This is a genomic window from Microcoleus sp. K1-B1, from assembly GCF_036704705.1.
Lineage (GTDB): Bacteria > Cyanobacteriota > Cyanobacteriia > Cyanobacteriales > Microcoleaceae > Microcoleus.
The window spans coordinates 12,784-32,508 of record NZ_JAUBSH010000027.1 but is presented as its reverse complement, the minus strand read 5'-3'; the positions used below and the strand labels follow the sequence as shown (position 1 = coordinate 32,508).

The 19,725-nt window shown below is 45.2% G+C and carries 22 protein-coding genes; 15 read left to right on the top strand and 7 right to left on the bottom strand.

Annotated features, from left to right (window positions below; genetic code table 11):
* Positions 1–118: 118 nt before the first annotated feature.
* Positions 119–1,234: a magnesium chelatase ATPase subunit I gene (gene bchI / locus QUA83_RS12615; RefSeq protein ID WP_333293488.1), complete on the top strand. Its 1,116-nt coding sequence runs from the start codon at positions 119–121 to the stop codon at positions 1,232–1,234.
* A gap of 90 nt (positions 1,235–1,324) precedes the next feature.
* Entirely contained in the window at positions 1,325–1,858 is a 534-nt protein-coding gene (ruvC, locus tag QUA83_RS12610) for a crossover junction endodeoxyribonuclease RuvC (RefSeq protein WP_333293487.1), read from the top strand.
* Positions 1,859–1,865: 7 nt separating this feature from the next.
* On the opposite strand, the gene QUA83_RS12605 is transcribed toward ruvC, so the two are convergent.
* Together QUA83_RS12605 and QUA83_RS12600 are read right to left on the bottom strand one after the other, a co-directional pair.
* Positions 1,866–2,435 carry a Uma2 family endonuclease gene (locus QUA83_RS12605; RefSeq protein ID WP_333293486.1) on the bottom strand — a complete coding sequence of 190 codons (570 nt, stop codon included), beginning with the start codon at positions 2,433–2,435 and terminating at the stop codon, positions 1,866–1,868.
* Positions 2,436–2,919: 484 nt separating this feature from the next.
* A complete protein-coding gene (locus tag QUA83_RS12600) occupies positions 2,920–3,345 on the bottom strand; it encodes a hypothetical protein (RefSeq protein WP_333293485.1) in 426 nt (141 codons plus the stop codon).
* Positions 3,346–3,811: 466 nt separating this feature from the next.
* On the opposite strand from QUA83_RS12600, the gene QUA83_RS12595 reads away from it, so the two are divergent.
* On the top strand, positions 3,812–4,186 hold the full coding sequence (locus QUA83_RS12595; RefSeq protein ID WP_333138433.1) for a hypothetical protein: 375 nt from the start codon (positions 3,812–3,814) through the stop codon (positions 4,184–4,186).
* Between the two features lie 127 nt (positions 4,187–4,313).
* Here the strand turns inward: QUA83_RS12595 and QUA83_RS12590 are convergent, their stop codons facing one another.
* A complete protein-coding gene (locus QUA83_RS12590; RefSeq protein ID WP_015179218.1) occupies positions 4,314–4,583 on the bottom strand; it encodes a hypothetical protein in 270 nt (89 codons plus the stop codon).
* Between the two features lie 254 nt (positions 4,584–4,837).
* Between QUA83_RS12590 and QUA83_RS12585 the strand changes: the two genes are divergently transcribed.
* The 3 genes from QUA83_RS12585 to QUA83_RS12575 all read left to right on the top strand — a co-directional run bounded on the left by QUA83_RS12585 (position 4,838) and on the right by QUA83_RS12575 (position 7,189).
* Positions 4,838–6,061, top strand: coding sequence for a hypothetical protein (locus tag QUA83_RS12585; RefSeq protein ID WP_333293484.1), 1,224 nt, complete (start codon positions 4,838–4,840; stop codon positions 6,059–6,061).
* A gap of 10 nt (positions 6,062–6,071) precedes the next feature.
* Positions 6,072–6,305 (top strand): hypothetical protein, encoded by a 234-nt coding sequence (locus QUA83_RS12580; RefSeq protein ID WP_333293483.1) that lies wholly within the window; start codon positions 6,072–6,074, stop codon positions 6,303–6,305.
* Between the two features lie 245 nt (positions 6,306–6,550).
* On the top strand, positions 6,551–7,189 hold the full coding sequence (locus tag QUA83_RS12575) for a restriction endonuclease subunit R (RefSeq protein WP_333293482.1): 639 nt from the start codon (positions 6,551–6,553) through the stop codon (positions 7,187–7,189).
* A gap of 122 nt (positions 7,190–7,311) precedes the next feature.
* Here QUA83_RS12575 and QUA83_RS12570 read toward each other — a convergent pair whose 3' ends face one another.
* From QUA83_RS12570 to QUA83_RS12560, 3 genes are all read right to left on the bottom strand, one after another.
* Positions 7,312–7,647, bottom strand: a complete 336-nt coding sequence (locus tag QUA83_RS12570) for a ribulose bisphosphate carboxylase small subunit (protein ID WP_190745620.1) — start codon at positions 7,645–7,647, stop codon at positions 7,312–7,314.
* Between the two features lie 45 nt (positions 7,648–7,692).
* Positions 7,693–8,103, bottom strand: a complete 411-nt coding sequence (gene rcbX, locus QUA83_RS12565) for a RuBisCO chaperone RbcX (RefSeq protein ID WP_333103382.1) — start codon at positions 8,101–8,103, stop codon at positions 7,693–7,695.
* Between the two features lie 136 nt (positions 8,104–8,239).
* On the bottom strand, positions 8,240–9,670 hold the full coding sequence (locus QUA83_RS12560; protein ID WP_333045238.1) for a form I ribulose bisphosphate carboxylase large subunit: 1,431 nt from the start codon (positions 9,668–9,670) through the stop codon (positions 8,240–8,242).
* 611 nt (positions 9,671–10,281) lie between these two features.
* On the opposite strand from QUA83_RS12560, the gene QUA83_RS12555 reads away from it, so the two are divergent.
* The 6 genes from QUA83_RS12555 (at position 10,282) to panB (ending at position 15,520) form a co-directional block, all read left to right on the top strand.
* The gene (locus tag QUA83_RS12555; protein ID WP_333293481.1) at positions 10,282–12,039 is read left to right on the top strand and encodes a serine/threonine-protein kinase; all 1,758 of its coding nucleotides are present in this window, start codon (positions 10,282–10,284) and stop codon (positions 12,037–12,039) included.
* A 19-nt stretch (positions 12,040–12,058) separates the two neighbouring features.
* The gene (locus QUA83_RS12550) at positions 12,059–12,538 is read left to right on the top strand and encodes a hypothetical protein (RefSeq protein WP_333293480.1); all 480 of its coding nucleotides are present in this window, start codon (positions 12,059–12,061) and stop codon (positions 12,536–12,538) included.
* A gap of 64 nt (positions 12,539–12,602) precedes the next feature.
* Positions 12,603–13,403, top strand: a complete 801-nt coding sequence (locus QUA83_RS12545) for a hypothetical protein (RefSeq protein ID WP_333293479.1) — start codon at positions 12,603–12,605, stop codon at positions 13,401–13,403.
* A gap of 101 nt (positions 13,404–13,504) precedes the next feature.
* Positions 13,505–13,942 carry a hypothetical protein gene (locus QUA83_RS12540; RefSeq protein WP_333293478.1) on the top strand — a complete coding sequence of 146 codons (438 nt, stop codon included), beginning with the start codon at positions 13,505–13,507 and terminating at the stop codon, positions 13,940–13,942.
* 153 nt (positions 13,943–14,095) lie between these two features.
* Positions 14,096–14,512, top strand: a complete 417-nt coding sequence (locus tag QUA83_RS12535; protein ID WP_333293477.1) for an aspartyl protease family protein — start codon at positions 14,096–14,098, stop codon at positions 14,510–14,512.
* A 231-nt stretch (positions 14,513–14,743) separates the two neighbouring features.
* Positions 14,744–15,520, top strand: a complete 777-nt coding sequence (gene panB, locus QUA83_RS12530; RefSeq protein WP_333293476.1) for a 3-methyl-2-oxobutanoate hydroxymethyltransferase — start codon at positions 14,744–14,746, stop codon at positions 15,518–15,520.
* Positions 15,521–15,581: 61 nt separating this feature from the next.
* Here the strand turns inward: panB and tatA are convergent, their stop codons facing one another.
* Positions 15,582–15,779, bottom strand: coding sequence for a twin-arginine translocase TatA/TatE family subunit (gene tatA / locus QUA83_RS12525; RefSeq protein ID WP_333293475.1), 198 nt, complete (start codon positions 15,777–15,779; stop codon positions 15,582–15,584).
* A gap of 129 nt (positions 15,780–15,908) precedes the next feature.
* On the opposite strand from tatA, the gene QUA83_RS12520 reads away from it, so the two are divergent.
* From QUA83_RS12520 to devC, 3 genes are all read left to right on the top strand, one after another.
* Positions 15,909–16,646: a phycocyanobilin:ferredoxin oxidoreductase gene (locus tag QUA83_RS12520; RefSeq protein ID WP_333293474.1), complete on the top strand. Its 738-nt coding sequence runs from the start codon at positions 15,909–15,911 to the stop codon at positions 16,644–16,646.
* A 71-nt stretch (positions 16,647–16,717) separates the two neighbouring features.
* Positions 16,718–18,361, top strand: coding sequence for an HlyD family efflux transporter periplasmic adaptor subunit (locus QUA83_RS12515; RefSeq protein WP_333293473.1), 1,644 nt, complete (start codon positions 16,718–16,720; stop codon positions 18,359–18,361).
* Positions 18,362–18,537: 176 nt separating this feature from the next.
* Positions 18,538–19,698 carry an ABC transporter permease DevC gene (gene devC, locus QUA83_RS12510; protein WP_333293472.1) on the top strand — a complete coding sequence of 387 codons (1,161 nt, stop codon included), beginning with the start codon at positions 18,538–18,540 and terminating at the stop codon, positions 19,696–19,698.
* The last annotated feature ends 27 nt before the right edge of the window (positions 19,699–19,725 follow it).

The following is a 19,725-nucleotide window of genomic DNA, read 5'->3' as shown; positions in this document are numbered from 1 at the left end:
TGGCGGGGTTTTGAGAGGAATCAGACTAACTCTGTACTTGGATTTCAAGGCTGCCGATCGACTGTTGTCCGCTTGTATGTCACAATAAACAAGCAATTATTATATTTTGAGTTATCCTGTGAGTCCTACTGCCGAAGTCAGCAATACCCTAAATGCGGGCGCTCTACCAACCGTTACCGCTACCGCAGCCCGCCGCGCTGTTTTTCCCTTCACTGCAATTGTTGGTCAGGAGGAGATGAAACTGGCGCTGCTGTTGAATGTCATCGATCCCAAAATTGGCGGGGTGATGATTATGGGCGATCGAGGTACTGGTAAATCTACCACAATCCGCGCCCTCACTGATTTGCTGCCGGAAATTGAGGTGGTGGCTGACGATCCTTTTAACAGTCATCCCAGCGATCCAGATTTGATGAGTGATGAGGTGCGCGATCGCACTATGTCTCAAACTGACATTAAAATCGCCCGCAAGAAAGTCCAAATGGTAGACTTGCCTTTGGGCGCTACCGAAGACCGAGTTTGCGGTACGATCGACATCGAGAAAGCTTTGTCAGAAGGTGTTAAAGCTTTTGAACCCGGCCTTTTAGCTAAAGCTAACCGCGGCATTCTGTACGTTGATGAAGTCAATTTGCTCGACGATCATTTAGTCGATGTTTTGCTCGACTCGGCCGCCAGCGGTTGGAATACTGTTGAAAGAGAAGGCATTTCGATCCGCCACCCGGCTAAGTTTATTCTCATCGGTTCCGGGAATCCAGAAGAAGGAGAATTGCGGCCGCAGTTGCTCGACAGATTCGGGATGCACGCAGAAATTCGGACTGTAAAAGACCCGAATTTAAGAGTGGAAATTGTCGAACAGCGATCGAGTTTTGACCAAAATCCGCCGGAGTTTCTCGCGAAATACCAGCGCGAACAAGATGAAATGCAGCAGAGGTTGGTGGAAGCCCAGGAAAGGTTGAAATCGGTAACTATCGATCGAGAGTTGCGGGTAAAAATCTCCCAAGTTTGCGCGGAATTGGACGTAGACGGGCTGCGGGGCGATTTGGTGACGAATCGGGCTGCGAAAGCTTTCACGGCTTTGGAATGCCGCACAGAGGTGACTGTGGACGATATTCGCCGGGTGATGACTCTGTGTTTGCGGCACCGATTGCGGAAAGACCCGCTAGAATCAATAGATTCGGGGTATAAAGTGACTAAAGTGTTCGATCGGGTATTCGGCCTAGAAACAACTGAGGGGTAATTAATAATTGGTAATTGGTAATGGGTGGTGAGGAAACATTTCCCAAATTTTTAAGGCCTCCTTCCCCAGTTCCAATTACTAATTCTGGCAATGGAAAAACGAATTTTAGGATTAGATCCCGGCTTAGCAAATCTCGGCTATGGGGCAATTTCCTGTCAAATTGTCCCCGGCAAACAAGATAAAAACAGCGTTTCCCTGATTGATTGCGGCGTCATACAAACAACGCCAAAACAGGAAATGGGACAGCGGTTGAAAACAATTTACGACGATTTGCACGAGGTAATTGAACAGATTAAACCAGATATAGCAATTGCCGAAAAACTGTTCTTTTACAAGATGGGAAATACCATACTTGTAGCGCAAGCGCGGGGCGTTTTGACCCTAGTATTGGCGCAGTGTGGAGTGCCGCTGTTCGAGTTTACGCCGGCTCAAATTAAGCAAGCTTTGACGGGCCGCGGTAATGCGGATAAATCCGAAGTGCAAGAGGCCGTGGCGCGGGAGTTGGAGTTGGGTTATATTCCGAAACCCGACGATGCGGCAGATGCTTTGGCGGTGGCTTTGACTGGTTGGTACGATGATGATATTTGTCCGAAGAAAATACAGTTGGAAACAGGAAAAATTTGATGCAATATCAAATCATCGGCAAATTAAGAACAAATCCGGGCAAGACATCTTCTCCCGATAAACTTACAGGAAATTGTACAATCTCTACTTCGCGAGAAGGGCGATAAATTTCTACTTGTTCGTCTAGAGGATTAATTAACCAGCCCAAGCGTAAACCGCTGTTGAGATACTCCTGCATTTTCTCCTGAAGTGGTCGCAGCGGGTCTGGGGGCGATCGCAATTCTATGACAAAATCAGGACAAATTGGCGGAAATTTCTCTTGTTCTTCTGTTGTTAAAGCAGACCATCTTTCTAAGCTAACCCAAGCGGCGTCTGGAGCTCGATAGCCATTATTAGGCAACCGGAAAATTGTAGAAGAATTAAACACTCTCCCTAGCTGCATTTTACGGTTCCACAAGCCCAAATCAGTCATTAAATAAGCTTCTCGATTGCCGTTAACTCCGCCTACGGGTGACATAATAATGATTTCTCCTTTAGGTGTCCGTTCAAATTGCCAATCTCGATTCATCTGGCATAAACGGTAAAACTGTTCGTCTGTTAGTTCGACAGTATCTAAGTTTAAAGTAACGGTTGTCATTTTATTATTTCTCCTCTATTCAGTCCGGGCAGGCGGAGTTTGTTGTATGTGTAGAAGCGATTTCAATCGCCGATTAATCTATTTTAGCGCCATTTTAGTGAGAATGTGTGTTTTAAATCATATGTTGCACCATTCTCAATAATAGGTTTTCCGGCCTATTTCACAAATAGTAGATTTTCGGGTGGGAAGTAGGGGTTGGGCAGGATAACCCGCCCATATAAGAGTTATTGATAATGGTGCAATATCTCAGTTTTAAGGAAGAATTAACCCTTATACACTTCCTAATTTTTTCAGTGCAATTGTCCGGTTTTTACATAGAAAGTGGTAATCTGGTTTGATTTATAAGGCTTTTTCATAGGAGGCAATCTCTTGTTCAAACAATCCTAAATTACCCAAGATAATGCCCAATTGTTCTAGGCTCCAGAATAATCGGATTTGAATTCTAAAGGTTTGTTGGACGAGGCGAACTCCCGTTTGAAATTCACTAAATCACATTGCTTATTACCTCAATCGATACCACCGCATCCCTAGGGGCCGTGTCCCCGTACCCGCCCTCCAACAATAGAGCCCCAAACCTCCGCAACCAAGCCGCCAAATCACCATTTTTAATGCGTTTTGCGAGTAAGAATCCCGCAACATCCCCTCTTCCCCAGCCCTCATTCACCCCTTCGAGAAGTTCCATGAACTTCGCCTCGTATTCCGCATCAGTCAAAGTTGGTCGCGGTTGAGGAGGTGTCGGTTCAATTTTCGGATTGATGCCGAATAGCCGCTGAATTAATTGTTTGAGGAATCGCCAGATTTTATCTAACATTGGTGAGATTTTGAGGCGGTTGGTTTTTGTTATTTTAGCAATAATTGTGAGGATTGGTCGCCAGTCCGATCGTCCGCCAGAGGTTGAAAAGGCGATCATCGGGATTTGTCGTTAGTCCCATAGTCCGCCAGGGGTTGAAACCCCTGTCTCATAGCGCAAGTCCTCTGAAAGAGGACTGAAGATGTGCACAATGTTAATTAAGAGTGACATTTTGAACATTGTTAATTACCATTGAAATCCTTCTCATCAGTCCTATGCAAGAGGAATTTAGCTATGAGACGGGGGTTTCAACCATCGTCGGACTTCGCAACATCGCAATCTCACATTTTGAACATGATTAATTAGCCTTTAAATCCTTGTCATCAGTTTTATTGAGAGGACTTCCACTAGGAGACGGGGGTTGAAACCATCCTCGGACTCCGCTATGAGACGGGGGTTTCAAGCACATTGAACTATTGCACCAGTGATAAAATTCAAACAACCAATCCCAACCTCAAAAAAAATGCTATAATATCAACTTTAATTGCTAAACTTATCCCGCAAACACAAAACACAGGAAAATAATATGGTGATTATTACCTCACAACAAATTGCCCAATTTCGATCGCAATTAGCCGAATATCCCGAAGCCCTAAAAGCCCTAGACGCCATCGAAGATTGCGAAGGTAACATCGAAGATGCAGCGATATCTTTAGCAATTCAAGCCGGACAAGAACCGAATATCTCGGAAAATTGGTTAGACGGATTGGCTAAAAGATGCCGCGTTGCTATCTGCAAATCAGAGGTTAAAGAAGAGTTGACAAACGGACAATTGAATGCAGCATTTAGAGATTTAGTTGCCGCAAAAATTTGCCCTGATATTTTGGTGACTTCGGTGATTATTTATGTATTTAAAACTGGGGTGGATGATTTTTGTGAACCTCTCGAATATAAACTGTAAAGCCATAGCTGCATTTAAAAATTAGGTCAGGCGAAGCTATCCCGAAGGGTAGGGAATCGCCCTCTTTTCTCAAAACATGATACAACGAGGCGATCCTCTTCGAGGGCTTCGCTAACGCACTTTTTCTCTACCCCTTTGCACTACTGTACCCAGCCGGCTTCAAATCCGGCGACAAACCCAAAGATTTCCCCAGCAAACGAGCAAGTTGCACTAAAAAATTAGCAGTATCTTCGTCACCTTCGCGCGCCATTGAAGCCGATATCTGGATTAGCATTTGCACAAATCCCGCATCAATTAAATCGGAACAGGAACTCAAAACCTCTGGTTCTTGGCCGTTGGGACAGGTAAGCACTCGCTCGATTAAGTTCAAATAAGCCTCTTGGCGTTCTGGATTCATTTTGGCAGAAGCTGTACAGTAAATAATTTATTATTACGTTTAACTCAGTCCTGTCAATCAGGCGATCGAATAAGCGATCCCCGTTTTTACTCTAGAAACTCCATTCAGTCAGGAATAGACAGAAGCTTAAAGAAAATCTTAAGTTTCTCGATGCTAGTTTAGTCGAGGTAAGCTGCCCCGATGCGCCCCCTAGAATTCAAGCTAAGCTGGGCCAATCATAACCCTAAGATTCAAGGGAATTAAGAATATACAAAATGAAAATAGGAATATTTTTAGGAAATCTAGGAAACCCCGCCATCTACTATCCCAAACTCGCCACAATTAGTGGCGGAGTCGCGGCGAGTATTTTTCTTTGCCAATTATTGCAATGGCAATCACAAAAGTCCAATTCCGGCGAATGGGTAAAAACTAACAGCCGCGAAATTGAAAAAGCCACCGGTTTAAATCACGAAGAACAGGAATTAGCGAGAAAGCAGCTCCAAGTGCGATCGCTCCTGAAAGAAAAATTAACAAATCCCAACACCGACACCCTAGAACTCTGGGCGGACATTGACGCTTTCGAGGAAAAACTCAATAACTTTTGGACACCGAATCTGCCAGAAATCATAACACAGACAAGCCGCGAAAACAACAATCACCCTGTAGAAATATTCCCCGAAACATCACCCCCAAATCATGTAGTTAAAACCGACAAATATTTCGGGCAACCCCGCCAGCAAATAGCCGTTGCTGTCACGCCTCATTACCGATTTAGCGGCCCTTGGAATTCTCAAGAACAACTGCACAACTTTCAGCGAGCTTTAGAAGCATATGCTCAAGAGCGCAACTTAGGATTCGGCAATCCTTCTGGATGGGCATTTAAAATTATTGACAGCATGACAAAAGGCTTAACCTCGACTTTTTGGGATGAATTTATCGCCGGAATTCCTTTAGGAGAAAGTCAGAAAGTCAAGCGGGATTGGGAAATCGAGCCGGAAGTGCCTTATCCTGCTTTTGAAGAGGAGCGAATTCAGTATTACGTCCACAAAGGCGAACCGCTAGAAGCAGCAGTATCTAAAGCACGTGCTGACTTGAGAAACCCGGTTTTGGGCAAAGATTTGTGGGAGGGTTTTTTGCGAAAGTGCGATCGCCTTGCCGATGATGCACTCAAAGCAAAACAGCAGGGCGTTGACACACCATATCTGCCGTCTTCCTTCAACGAAAAACCGCAAATCACCAAGGATAGCGTTATGCGGAAGTTAGGGGCGATCGCGCCTCAATCTGCCTTAAATCACTCCACATCTGAAACAATTGCTGAACCGCCAAAACTCGAACAAAAACAGCCCCCAACGGCCGCCGAAATCCCCAGTATTTCCTCTTTGCAAAAAGCTTACAAAACTCCTCTCGGCCGAAGTCTAGTAGAAAAACAAATCGCTGCAAACCCAGAATGGGGCTACGAAATAGTTGACGGTGAAATAGTCGAATCAATCCCTTTTTAATGAGGCTGATATGAAACGAGTTAGCGATATTAATCCGTTGGGAGAAGAACGACCAAATCCTTCTGAGAAAGAGAGAGAAAAACTGCGGGGAGAGAGGTTACAGCGAGAAAGAGATGCAGGATATGAAAAGTTAGTTGAACTCTGCAATTTAGGCGAATATGACATGGCCCAGCAGTTGGCAAATCGCAACTCTAATTGGGGTTATGAAATAGTTGATGGAATTGTGATGGAAAGGATAGATTAGGTTCGCAGTTATCCCCTTTGTCACTTTCATGGGCGGGCAAGATGCCCGCCCCACAAAAAATTTAATATGTCGTGGAACAGGCATCTTGCCTGTTCCTAAGAATATGGGCCGGCTCTCCGGCATACCCCACAAGAAACTTGATATGTTGTGGAACAGGCATCTTGCCTGTTCTTAAGAATGGTGCAAGTAAACTACCGCAATGTCTATGTTATAATTATAACTAAAAATTAAATAACTATTAAAATATGACGACAACTATTAATGCCAAAAACCTAACATTAGCAGAAGTACACCGTCTGTTCGGCTTTCAAAAACAGTACACTAACTCATTTACCTCTCTGTTATCCCTTGAAGATATCACAGAACACGAACAGCAGGAAATTATACAAATTAGGGAGGACTTCGATGACTACATTTCAACTGATCGAGTTTCTGAAGGATTGGTAAAAGCTCTGACTACCTTTCCCTTAATGCGATTGGCTGGCTTCTACCGTCGCCCGATTAAAATTAGTTTAGAACAAGACATCGCCGAAATTAGCATTGAAGATGAAGATACTATCATTAAAGGACGGTTTGATATCTTAGCTGTCAACAGGATAAAACCCATCAGAAGCGATACATATTTTTGGGTTTTGGTGATTGAAAGTAAAAATTCTGGAATTAACGCATTGATGGGTTTATCCCAATTGCTAACCTATGCTTATCAAAATTTAAAATATCAAGACACAATCTGGGGCTTGACAACAAACGGAATGCACTATCAGTTCGTCAATATTCAGGGTGGCAATAACCCAACCTATCACCTAATGCCTTTGCTAAACCTGATGGAGTCCGACTCTTCAATTTTATTGTTGCAAGTTTTAAAAGCTATTTGTAAGCTATAGCAGAAGGAAGAAGAAGGAATAAAGTCCTTAGTAGAAACATAAAAAAAGAGGCAGAGAAAATTCTCCGCCTCAAGTCTGCAATGACTGTTAACCTAAAAGTTAGATTAGCCAGCCAATACTTTTTAGTAGCCTCTGGTGTTAGGCTTGTGCACGATGAAGCTGAGCACTTGGCATTGCTTCACGTTGTCAAAACCCATGACGCGGATGTAGCAGCTAGGATTTTCTTGACGGCAAGCTTGAACTTCAGCCATGATTTCTTGGACGCTGCGAGCACCAAACAAAGGCAACTTCCACAAAGTCCAGTAGCGCATTTCAGCGGCAGAGGTTTCGTTGAATTCTACGCCGGGAATGTAGCCTTGATCCAGGATGTACTGGAGTTGCTTGGCAATTTGGGCGTCTGTCAGCGGGGGCAAATAGGACAGAGTTTCGTAACGACGCTCTTTAGGTAAAGTCTTCATTTTTTGTATCTCTAAGGTGTGTGTTCGATCGCACTTGTCGATCGATTAACTCGACAAATTATCCAGATTCGGTTCAGAATCTATTGATGTTTCAGGATTACTGCTAGGAACAGACCAATTAAGTTGCGTAGTTCGCTCTAAATGCTGGCGTCTGTGTTCCATATTCGCCTGTTGAATGCCAGTACAAACCATTTCTGGCAAATATTCTGTCACATCGTGAGCCAGATACTCTCGCACAGTCATGATCCGAAAGCCTAAATCTTGATTTTCCAAAAGCAACTCTTGAATATAAGCTTCTCCATCTTGGATTTTGCCCTTAGTGGAAAACTCATTCAACCAGATTGCCAGAGGAGGATTGGTTTCGCTCAACTGAGCGACCACCATCCGCACGGATTGATAGGTTAGGTAACTTGCCAGCACCTTAGCGGTGTCTTTCGCAACTTGTTTGAGATCCATTTTGACCCCAGCCCCCTCAAATTTTAGATTTTGGATTTTAGATTTTGGATGCAAACTTACTTGTAAATCTTCTTCAAAGATAAAGACTTCCCAGCAAGTTTGCGACCTAAAACCTAAAATCTCAAACCAAAAATCCTTAAAGGGTATCCATTGCCTCGAACTCAAACTTGATTTCTTTCCAGAGTTCGCAAGCAACAGCCAGTTCAGGAGACCATTTGCAAGCTTCGCGAATTACGTCGCCGCCTTCGCGCATCAAGTTGCGGCCTTCATTACGAGCTTGGACGCAAGCTTCCAAAGCAACGCGGTTAGCAGTTGCACCAGGTGCGTTACCCCAAGGGTGGCCCAAGGTGCCGCCGCCGAACTGCAAGCAGGAGTCGTCGCCGAAGATTTCAACCAAGGCTGGCATGTGCCAGATGTGGATACCACCGGATGCAACTGGCATGACACCAGGCATGGAGGCCCAATCTTGGGTGAAGTAAATACCGCGGCTGCGGTCTTCTTCGATGTGGTCTTCGCGCATCAAGTCTACGAAGCCCATTGTGATGCCTTTTTCGCCTTCGAGTTTACCCACAACTGTACCGGAGTGCAGGTGGTCGCCACCGGACATCCGCAAGCACTTGGCAAGCACGCGGAAGTGGATACCGTGGTTTTTCTGACGGTCGATAACTGCGTGCATGGCGCGGTGAATGTGCAGCAAAATACCGTTGCGGCGGCACCATTTAGCCAAGGTGGTGTTTGCAGTGAAACCACCGGTCAGGTAGTCGTGCATGATGATGGGGGTTTTGATTTCCTTAGCGAACTCAGCCCGCTCCATCATTTCTTCGCAGGTAGGGGCAGTTACGTTGAGGTAGTGACCCTTGACTTCGCCGGTTTCTGCTTGGGCTTTTTCAATAGCTTCTTGAACGAACAAGAAACGATCGCGCCAACGCATGAACGGTTGCGAGTTGATGTTTTCGTCGTCTTTGGTGAAGTCCAAACCGCCGCGCAGAACTTCGTAAACGGCACGGCCGTAGTTCTTAGCAGACAGACCCAATTTGGGCTTAATTGTACAGCCCAGCAAAGGACGACCGTACTTGTTCAATTTGTCCCGCTCAACGGTAATACCGTGAGGAGGGCCTTGGAAGGTTTTCAGGTAAGCGATGGGAATCCGCAAGTCTTCCAAACGCAGAGCGCGCAGAGCTTTGAAACCGAACACGTTACCGACCAAAGAGGTCAGCAAGTTGGTGACGGAACCTTCTTCAAACAAATCCAAAGGATAGGCAATGAAGCAGATGTATTGGTTGTCTTCACCGGGAACTGGTTCGATGTCGTAGCAGCGACCTTTGTAGCGGTCGAGGTCGGTCAGGAGGTCAGTCCAAACAGTCGTCCATGTACCTGTAGAAGATTCAGCAGCCACAGCAGCTCCAGCTTCTTCTGGGGGAACTCCCGGCTGCGGTGTGACGCGGAAGGCAGCCAAAATATCTGTATCTTTCGGCGTGTAGTCCGGCGTGTAATACGTTAGTTTATAGTCTTGAACTCCGGCTTTATACCCAGCCTTTGATTGAGTTTGGGTTTGCGCGTAAGCCATATCTCGCTTCCTAGTATTCGCTTAATTTTTTTGCCCGATCGCAGGCTGTTAAAAATATATCAACAAAGTGTCACTCTCAAATTTTAATATTCTTTTAATCATCATAAGTATTATTTATTTTGCTTTACATTAGGCAAATATTTGTAACATATCTTATGAAATGCCAGCGGCGAAGGATGCAGGAGGAAAGGCTGGGGATCGCAGAGTGGGCAGGAATTTTGATCGACCGAAAGATATGGTGCAGCAAGCGGAACAGCGGATCAATACGGTTTATGTAAAGAATTTAATACTTAAAAATCAGAATTGGTAAGGGGTAATCGGTCAGGGGGAAGTAGTTAGAAATACCTAAAGTTATGGTTGGTAGTTGAGATCGATCTCAACTGCGATCCAGTATGCAATCTAAAATCCAAAATCCAAAATCTAAAATCTAAAATCGCGTGACTTCCAGACCGCCAACTCAAAAATCGACAGCATAGCACATAATATGGACAGGACTTGTGCTCTCAAACCAAATCCGTCGTTACAGCCATTTGACCACGCTGAAAACCGGGTTTCTGCATTAGCTGCGCGTAAGTCTACTATGGATATTTAGCCCCATTTTTACTCTGGTTGTGCCTCACCCCCCTTCAAAAGCCGTCCACTGCATCAATCCAGATTGCCCAAGGCCCTACCCTCAGACTTGGGGCAACAATTTTTGTCATAGTTGCGGAGCTCCGCTGCGACTAAAAAATCGCTACGTGCCTCTAGAAAGCCTCGGTTCCGGGGGTTTTGCAGCAATTTTCACAGTTTGGGACACAGAAACTGAAACCGAGCGCGTCCTGAAAGTGTTGCTTGAAACTTCCGCGAAAGCCCTGAAACTGTTCGAGCAAGAAGCTTGGGTTTTGGCACTTTTGCGGCACCCTGGTGTCCCTAGAGTCGAGCCTGACGGTTATTTTCACGTCCAAACACAAAATTTTGCAGGCGGGGATGGAAATCCTGCTGCGAAGCGGCTGCCTTGTTTGGTAATGGAAAAGATTCACGGCAAAACTTTAGAAGAGGTTCTCGACGAGCACCCTCAAGGATGTCCGCAGGAATGGGTGTTTAGTTGGCTGAGTCAAGCTGTGGAAATTTTAGAGGAGTTGCACAGGTGTCAGATTATTCACCGCGACATTAAACCCTCAAATTTGATGCTGCGAGACCCGGAATCGCCCCAAGTTTTGCTAAGCAAGGGTTTGGGCGGACTACAATTGGTGACGATCGACTTTGGGGGAGTTAAACAAATGGGCGGTGTCGAATCCGTGGGGAAAGATTCTCGGAGTTCGACGCGGTTGATTTCGCCCGGGTACAGTCCCCCGGAACAAATTGTGGGAGGCGGTGTGGTGCCGGCGACGGATTTTTATGCGCTGGGGCGGACTTGCATTCATTTGCTGACGGGGAAGTATCCGGCGGAAATTGAAGATCCGATGACGGGGGAGTTGCGGTGGCGCCACATTGTAGCTGTGAGTCCGGCTTTTGCGAATTTGTTGGACGATATGGTGCGATCAAATGTGCAACAACGTCCGGCGACTGCTGGCGATGTTCGGGCGCGTTTGCAGGAGATTTATGCTAGGAGTAAGGGCAAAATCGCGCTCGCCCCAATGGGTCAAGCTATTGTAGAATTCTGTCGGCAAGTAGTGGTGGCAGGGGCGCAAAAAACGGCAAATTTGACGGTTTTGCTGTTCGGCGCGATCGCCCAAATCGTGGTAGCTTCTCTGGATACTGGCTGGGAAATGGTGCTGGGTGCCGTTGGTGGAAGTGCGGGGGCGATCGGCGGTTTGGTTTTGGGTTATGCTTCGCCTATTGGCCCGGAAATTGCCAGTTTTCTGAATGAAGGTTTGCAGCAATTAATTCCTAATATGACTTTCGCTGTCGGGCCGGAAGTGCTGCTGTTTGGGTTGGCGGGGTTCGGAACTGCGATCGGTTTGACGGATGCGGGGAGTTTTCGCCAGCAAAAACAGTATTGGCTGTCTGGATTGATGGGAGCTCAGGGTTATTTATTGGCGGGTTTGTGCTGGATGGAAGCAACAGCTTCTAGTGGTGTGCAAGGGGTTATTTTGGGAGCTTTTGCGATCGCCTCTTTGACTGTGGGAATGGGTTTGCGGAGTCATCAATTAGTTCACGCTTTGGTAGTGGCTGTTTTTTCTACGGGAATGTTTCTGTTGCTGAATGCGTGGAACATTTTTCCGGGGAGTTTCTTTGGGATTTTGTCACTGTCTAACGTTACCTTCGGCTGGCTGCAAGTTTGGGGCTCAATTGTGTTTTTCGGTTTGTTGGGAAGTGCGATCGGGCTTTGTTTGGGAGTTAGTCATTATTTAATTGTGCCTTTGTTAAGGTGGTTGGGTTGGAAGTAGGAATTAACACCAAATCACTATGCTAATCGAGTCGTTATCAATTAAACCCGTCTCCAGATTTTCAATGATTTGTGCGATCGGGATCGCCCTTGTCCTCATCAGCCCCAATCTAGCCAAAGCTGAATCGCGCGAACAAGCCGTTGATCGATTGACCGATTTCTTATTCTACAGGGTTAATCCTCAGTTAAACAATCGCAAACTCCAAGCGGGCGATCGCGAATATAGCAATCAATGGCGGAGATTGCGCGAAGCGATCGATCCGCGAGTCAAGTCGGTACAAGAAGTCTGCTTTAGGCCCGCCCCAGAAGAGACAGGATGGGAATTCACGACAATTAACGGCGAAACCTACGAGCAAACCTACGATTTACTTGCAGATACAATTTTTTACAGCCGCCATCCTCAACGAACCGGACAGCAAATTCCCAAAAGCGATCGGATCGGCATTAGTGAATGGTCAGCAATTCGACGCGAAATGTATATTTCCAATTGTGGACTGTGAGACTCTATCGCCTTACGCCGCACGCAGCATTGATTGTAAAAAGAAAGGTTTTAAACCGATGAGTATGAAAAGTTGGATAGGCGATCGCACTCTTGTTACAACCAGAATTATTGCACCTTTGATGGGACTAATCGCTATTGGATATACAAGTTTTGCCGATGCTGCCCTGCAGCAACAAGTTCCCAGCATAAATAGTGCCAACATCGATACAAAAACTAAAAAAAATTACCTGAATAATCCAGGGGAAAATTCAACAATCGAGGCTTTAAATAAAAAAGTTCAAGTCAGCATTGAAAATTCTGTAAATGCCGCAAAAAAAATACCTCTTCAACAAGGTATGCCATACAAAGAGGCCCGTCAAATCCTGATTCAACAACGGTGGCAGCCAAGCTTACAGGGTCAACCTAACCTCAGAGATCGTTCGGTTAAAGAGCTATTTGATTTAGGATATAAAGAGATTAAGGATTGTTCGGGTACAGGAGAGGGGCCTTGTCGTTTTGAGTTTATAAATCAACAAGGAGAACTGCTAGTTATAGTCGCTACGACAAGAGGTTCTGAAAATACAAAACGTTTTGTGAGGAATTGGTGGATTGAGAAAAAGACAGATAGCAATCAACAAAAATCGTCATCAAACATAATTCAAGAAGGTCGTTATTGGTTGGGAGGTTCGGCTCAGGGTTTAGAGGTCAAGGGAAAACAATATCGATATTATGACGAGTCTAATATCGAGCGACCGTGGCAACCTCTCTCTGAGTTACAATATATCAAAAAAGGTGTTGTGTTTGATGGTAAAAATTATTGGTGTTTATCTACTCTAGCACCTAAAACAGGAGGAATTTCTTGTTCTAGGGATGGATGGCAATGAAAGATTTATCACCAGCTATATCCGGTAAATTCATAATTTTTATTGGTTGAATCGTGCTAACTAAATCACTTTCAATTAAGTCTAGATCGAAGTTTTTAGGGGTGTGTGCATTAGCTATATCCCTTGTACTGGGTGGTTCCAATCTAGATAGTGCTACAGCGCGCGATTATGAATCACGCACTCAAGCTGTGGATAGGTTTACGGATTGGTTTTTTTATAAAGTGAATCCTCAATTAGGAGGTCGCAAATTGCGCTCTGACGATTCTTCTGCCTACATCCGTGAATGGAATGCTATTCGCAATATAGTCGATCGAGAAATGATTGCTACACCAGGAGATTGCGTCGGTGATGCTTTCTGGGACTTCGATTATCGTTCTCATGGGCGATCGCTCGTTAGCGGAGCCCTCGAAGAGGATCGGATTGCAGATACAATTTGGGATATTCGCGATCCATCGGGTGACAAAACTCGTGCAGATGTTTCTAAACAAGAATGGCAGAAGCTTCGTAATTCAATAATTAGAGAGCATTTTTGCTATTAATTTGCCATATTTGTCAAGCCCATTTAAACAATAAAGAACAACAGCGCTTTCAGTTACAAATATTGTTAAAATGTAAAATAGCCCGCCTAGATCGTAGGTCATTTAGTCAAAAAGCAACAGAAACATTCTATAGCAAAACAAAAGGAGAAAAAAATGGGCCGAGTCACCGCAACAATAACCGTCACCAACGAAGTAGACAAGATGCTAGCAGAAAGAGGGTTCATCCCCGCAGAGCAAATACGCTGTATCACCATCGATAACGTCTTAGTCGATACAGGCGCAACTCGACTCTGCTTACCAGCAGATATTATCGCTCAGTTAGGTTTAACTTTAGTTGGTGAAATCCAAGGAAATACTGCAATAGGATCTAGACAATTTCGTCTGTTCAAAAATGTTGGTATTGCCGTAGCTGGACGGGAAGGCAGGTATGATTGTGTAGAAATTCCCGCAGGAGAAGAACCTTTACTCGGCTTAATTCCCCTCGAAGATTTGGGTTTAGAACCGGACTTGAAAAATCAGCGGTTGATTGTGTTGCCTGCCGAAGGAATGCAAAGCTATATTCGGGTATAAACTCCCTATGGTTTTTGCCATAAATACACTGCCCATTGTGTTTTTGTCTCGCTTTGCGCGGACTGAGCATTAGGGGGGCGGGTTTACTATATACTTAGTTTTAAACATAGATGGTTGGTAAAACCAGCCCCTACATCGCGCCAATTATATAGCGAAATTATACAAGGACGAATCAACCGGATTTGATATCATAAGTAATACCCAGAAATAATATTATATTATTGCACTAAAATGTCAGTCACTACTCATCAATTAATTCAGTGGAAACAACAAGGGCGGTCAATTGTCGCGCTGACAGCGTATGATTATGCGATCGCCCAACTCATCGATCAAGCAGGCGTAGATATCATCCTAGTCGGCGATTCCCTCGCCATGACAGTCTTAGGCTACGACACAACCCTACCCATAACCCTCGATGAAATGCTGCACCACGCTAAAGCTGTGCGCCGTGGAGTTAAACAAGGATTAATTGTGGTCGATTTGCCGTTTTTGACTTACCAAGAAAGTCCCCAGCAAGCCATGCACTCGGCGGGGAGAGTTTTGAAAGAAACCGGCGCTCAAGCTGTAAAATTGGAAGGTGGATATCCAGCAATGGCCGCCACAGTTTCGCAGCTAACATCCGCTGGAATTCCGGTGATGGGACACGTCGGTTTAACTCCGCAGTCGGTACACCAACTCGGTTATAAAAAACAAGGAAAAACGGCCCAAGCAGCCGATCGCATCATAGCAGAGTCGATCGCGCTTCAAGAAGCCGGTGCCTTTGCGATCGTCTTAGAACACATTCCCGCAGACTTAGCCGCCCAAATTACCCAAAAATTAACTATTCCCACCATTGGTATCGGGGCCGGGCCGCACTGCGACGGTCAAGTTTTAGTTACTTCCGATTTGTTGGGGCTTTCCGAAAAACAGCCACCTTTTGCGAAAGTTTACGCCAATTTGCGAGAAACAATTACCCAAGCTGTGAAAGATTATTCCCTTGAAGTTAGAGAAGGCAAATTTCCCGAATAGATTCATAGTGAGGGCTTGAACCCTTAAAAATGAGGACTAAAATCCTCACTACAAACCTAATTTACAGTTTGGGCTGGCCCTCTTCCTCTTTATCCTTCTCCTGATCAACAGCTTCATCATCAGATTGACCAACCCCTTCCTTAAAACTCCGCAGGGTTTTGCCCAAAGCATTTCCTAACTCAGGAATCTTCTTGGGGCCGAAAATTAGAATAGCGACTACCGCAATAATGCCCATTTCGGGCAATCCCAGACCAAACATACAAAATCTCCTGTAAAACTTGCTCGATCGTAAGTCAATCTACTGATATTGTTAAAGTATCTACCTTTTTTCCTGCATCCTGCAACAGTAGAATCAAGTTTTATTAAGCTATCCCCCGATAAATTAGGAATGTTAGAAATATCCCAGCCTTCCCTCCGCGAACAACAGCACTACCTCATCCGCAATTTAGCAGACCGGATGGAAGCAGTATGGCACCGCTATCTAGACCTCGAACCCTACCACCTGCCCGCTGAGTTGGGATACGTAGAAGGGCGCTTGGAAGGAGAAAAACTAATCATTGAAAACCGCTGCTATCAAACGCCCCAGTTCCGCAAAATACACCTCGAACTCGCTAAAGTCGGGCCGGTACTTGACATACTGCACTGCGTGATGTTTCCCAGACCGAATTATGCTTTGCCGATGTTCGGTACGGATATAGTAGCAGGCAAAGGCCAAGTTAGCGCCGCGATCGCAGACCTTTCTCCCCTCAATCGAGATCGAACTTTGTCGGAAACCTACCGAACCCAACTGGAAATTTTGCCTGTCAACCAATTTTCTTGTCCCCGCCAAATTCCTGAATGGGGGGATATTTTCTCAGAATTTTGTCTGTTTGTGCGGCCCGAGTCGATGGAAGAAGAAAACAGATTTTTGGACATAGTTGAATCCTACGTGGAAATTCACTGCCAACAGGCAGTCGCCTCCGAACCAGTCTCTGCCGCCGAAGAATCGAAAATTCTCGACGCTCATATTTACTACTGTAGCCAGCAGCAGCAAAACGACAAAACCCGCCGCGTACTCGAAAAAGCTTTCGGTCAAGATTGGGCGGAACATTACATGACCGAGGTGCTTTTTGATTTCCCTAAATAGCTGAAATTTGTTTACAATACTTAATAGTAGGTGGGCAAAACTTAATTAGGAAATCACCTACTTTATAAGTAATGGTAAAGGAATCACGGGTCAAGGATAAATCATTTTTAAAACCCCCAGGGCGAGGAATCATCGGTTTAGCGATCGCGGCTACTGTGATTACCACAGGAGTAGGTTTTTGGCAAGTATCTCAAATTAGAAAAGCCGAAGAGTTAAAGGCGGCGGCTGCAAGGGCGGCTGCAACTTCCGTCGCCACCCGCACCAGCGTTACCGCTTTGGGTAGGTTGACTCCGCAGGGGGAAGTTATCAAATTGTCTGCCCCTTCGGCGTCGGAGGGAGCAAGAATTGAACAGTTGCAGGTGGAAGAGGGCGATCGAGTCAGTCAAGGACAAATCATAGCAGTTCTCGATACGCGCGATCGGCTCCAAGCAATCCTCCAACAAGCCGACAAAGAAGTCAAAGTCAAACAAGCAGAATTAGCCAAAATTCAAGCCGGCGCAAAAACAGGCGTTGTGGGCGCTCAACAAGCAGAAGTTGCCAAGTTTGAAGCACAAGTGCAAAGGGAAACCGAAGCCGAAGCAGCCAATGTCGCCCGCTTAGAAGCTCAACTGCGAAGAGAAACCGAAGCCGAACAAGCTAACGTCGCCAAATTCGAGGCCGCGCTGCAAAGAGAAACCGAAGCTGAACAAGCTAATCTGGCCAAATTTGAGGCACAACTAGAAAGAGAAACAGAGGTGCAGCAAGCCAAATTGGCTAGGCTAGAAGCTCAATTACGCGGCGAAATTGCCTCTCAAAATGCTACAGTCGATCGGCTAAAAGCCGAATTAACCAACGCCGAAGCCGAGGAAAAACGCAATAAAGAACTCTCCGAAACAGGCGCAATTTCTGCTTCCGCATACGACACGAAACGTTTAGCAGTAGAGACGGCTCGCCAGAGAGTCAAAGAAGCTCAAGCTGTATTAGAAAAAACAGTGCAAACACTGCAAGAGCAAATAGTCGAAACTAAAGCCACAGTCAAACAAACAGTAGAAACGGGCAAGCAGGAAATCAATCAATCCAGAGCCAATCTCAGACGCAAGTTAGAAACAGGTAGGCAGGAAATTAACCAAGCCAGAGCAACCTTAAATCAAAAGATAGAAACTGGCAGAGAACAAATCAATCAAGCCGAAGCAATACTCAAACAAAAAGCAGAAACTGGCCAAGAACAAATCAATCAAGCCAAAGCAAATCTCGACCAAATTGCCGAAGTACGTCCCGAAGACGTGCAAGCCGCCCAAGCCGCCGTAGAAAGTGCGATCGCCACCAAACAAAAAGCTCAAGTAGACTTAAACTTAAGTTACGTCAAAGCACCCGTATCCGGCTACATCCTCAAAGTTCACAGCCGACAAGGAGAAGGTGTCAACACTCAAGATGGCATCGTAGAACTAGGCGGCACCGATCAAATGTACGCCGTAGCAGAAGTTTACGAAACCGACATCGCCAAAGTGCGAAACGGCCAGCGCGCAACAGTCACCAGCCCGGTTTTTGCAGGCACTTTAGAAGGAACAGTCGCTCGCATTGGCAAACAAATCAGCAAAAAAGATGTCCTTAATACAGACCCCGCCGCCGACACCGACGCGAGAGTTATCGAAGTTAGAATTCGACTCGCTCCCGAATCGAGCAAAAAAGTTGCCACCCTAACAAACTTGCAGGTTGAAGTCAAAATAAATATCTAAATTTTACGTAGAGAAGACTTACGCATGGGGACTCAAGCAACCGGGTGTTTTACCGATATTAAGGGTTTGAATCAAATACAAGGGTAAAAAACCTGGTTTCTCAACACCAGTGCTTAAACCCTAAAATTATTTACTCCAAATCCCAATCTAAAATCTAAAATCTAAAATAGACTATTATGGCCAAAATACCGCTAGCTTGGGCACAGTTAACCCGCGAAAAAATGCGCTTAGCCGTCGCATTAGCAGGCATTGGCTTTGCCGACTTGCTAATGTTTATGCAGTTCGGGTTTAGAGACGCGCTTTTTGAAAGTTCGATCACCTTTCACGCTAAATTAAAAGGGGATATTTTTATCACCAGCACCCAGTCTACGGCTTTAATAGCCATGAAAAGTTTTCCCCAGCGTCGCTTGTATCAAGCTTTGAGTTTTGACGGCGTTACAGCAATTAGTCCCGTATATTTAGGCTTTGGATTGTGGAAAAACCCCGACCCCAACCAGCGCAATACTCGGCAATTGATGGTAATCGGTTTTGACCCGGCTCATCCCATCTTTGATCTGCCTGAAATCCAAAATAATTTGGACAAAATCAAAATTTCGGATGTGGTTTTATTTGACCAAGCTTCCCGGCCGGAGTTTGGGCCGGTAGCAGAATATTTCAAACAGGGAAAAGTTGTTGAAACTGAAGTTGACAATCGCCGCGTTAGGGTAGATGGTTTATTTACTATAGGGGCTTCTTTCGGTGCCGACGGAAATCTTGTCACCAGCGATTTGAACTTTATGCGGATTTTTTCGACGCGAAGAACAAGAGGTTTAATCGATATAGGTATTGTTCACTTGCAGCCGGGAACAGATGTTAAGGCTGTTGTTGATAAAATGAGGGCAACTTTGCCGAATGATGTGAGAATTTCTTCTAAAGAAGAGTTTGTAGATTTTGAAAAAAAATATTGGCAGGAAAGTACCTCAATCGGATTTGTTTTCACTCTCGGCGCGGCAATGGGATTTATCGTTGGGATAGTGATTGTTTATCAAATTCTTTATACTGATGTTACCGATCATTTACCCGAATACGCTACGCTAAAGGCGATGGGATATAAGGACATTTACTTTTTGGGTGTGGTGTTTCAAGAGGCTTTGATTTTGGCAATTATTGGTTATTTGCCGGGATTGGGGATATCTGTATTGCTATACAATTTAGCTAGAAATGCGACAAGTTTGCCACTGTACATGACTTTAGCAAAAGCTACGACTGTGTTGGTAATGACGGTAATTATGTGTTGTTTTTCCGGGGCGATCGCAGTCAGGAAGTTGCAGGCGGCTGACCCGGCGGATATTTTTTAACGAAGGAAGGCACGACACGGATTTTGA

What these genes read in the sequence shown, in the direction of transcription:
- ruvC (WP_333293487.1), top strand. Translation starts at nt 1,325, where the DNA reads ATGGAAAAACGAATTTTAGGATTAGATCCCGGCTTAGCAAATCTCGGC.
- QUA83_RS12605 (WP_333293486.1), bottom strand. Translation starts at nt 2,435, where the DNA reads ATGACAACCGTTACTTTAAACTTAGATACTGTCGAACTAACAGACGAA.
- QUA83_RS12600 (WP_333293485.1), bottom strand. Translation starts at nt 3,345, where the DNA reads ATGATCGCCTTTTCAACCTCTGGCGGACGATCGGACTGGCGACCAATC.
- QUA83_RS12595 (WP_333138433.1), top strand. Translation starts at nt 3,812, where the DNA reads ATGGTGATTATTACCTCACAACAAATTGCCCAATTTCGATCGCAATTA.
- QUA83_RS12590 (WP_015179218.1), bottom strand. Translation starts at nt 4,583, where the DNA reads ATGAATCCAGAACGCCAAGAGGCTTATTTGAACTTAATCGAGCGAGTG.
- QUA83_RS12585 (WP_333293484.1), top strand. Translation starts at nt 4,838, where the DNA reads ATGAAAATAGGAATATTTTTAGGAAATCTAGGAAACCCCGCCATCTAC.
- QUA83_RS12580 (WP_333293483.1), top strand. Translation starts at nt 6,072, where the DNA reads ATGAAACGAGTTAGCGATATTAATCCGTTGGGAGAAGAACGACCAAAT.
- QUA83_RS12575 (WP_333293482.1), top strand. Translation starts at nt 6,551, where the DNA reads ATGACGACAACTATTAATGCCAAAAACCTAACATTAGCAGAAGTACAC.
- QUA83_RS12570 (WP_190745620.1), bottom strand. Translation starts at nt 7,647, where the DNA reads ATGAAGACTTTACCTAAAGAGCGTCGTTACGAAACTCTGTCCTATTTG.
- rcbX (WP_333103382.1), bottom strand. Translation starts at nt 8,103, where the DNA reads ATGGATCTCAAACAAGTTGCGAAAGACACCGCTAAGGTGCTGGCAAGT.
- QUA83_RS12560 (WP_333045238.1), bottom strand. Translation starts at nt 9,670, where the DNA reads ATGGCTTACGCGCAAACCCAAACTCAATCAAAGGCTGGGTATAAAGCC.
- QUA83_RS12550 (WP_333293480.1), top strand. Translation starts at nt 12,059, where the DNA reads ATGCTAATCGAGTCGTTATCAATTAAACCCGTCTCCAGATTTTCAATG.
- QUA83_RS12545 (WP_333293479.1), top strand. Translation starts at nt 12,603, where the DNA reads ATGAAAAGTTGGATAGGCGATCGCACTCTTGTTACAACCAGAATTATT.
- QUA83_RS12535 (WP_333293477.1), top strand. Translation starts at nt 14,096, where the DNA reads ATGGGCCGAGTCACCGCAACAATAACCGTCACCAACGAAGTAGACAAG.
- panB (WP_333293476.1), top strand. Translation starts at nt 14,744, where the DNA reads ATGTCAGTCACTACTCATCAATTAATTCAGTGGAAACAACAAGGGCGG.
- tatA (WP_333293475.1), bottom strand. Translation starts at nt 15,779, where the DNA reads ATGTTTGGTCTGGGATTGCCCGAAATGGGCATTATTGCGGTAGTCGCT.
- QUA83_RS12520 (WP_333293474.1), top strand. Translation starts at nt 15,909, where the DNA reads ATGTTAGAAATATCCCAGCCTTCCCTCCGCGAACAACAGCACTACCTC.
- QUA83_RS12515 (WP_333293473.1), top strand. Translation starts at nt 16,718, where the DNA reads ATGGTAAAGGAATCACGGGTCAAGGATAAATCATTTTTAAAACCCCCA.
- devC (WP_333293472.1), top strand. Translation starts at nt 18,538, where the DNA reads ATGGCCAAAATACCGCTAGCTTGGGCACAGTTAACCCGCGAAAAAATG.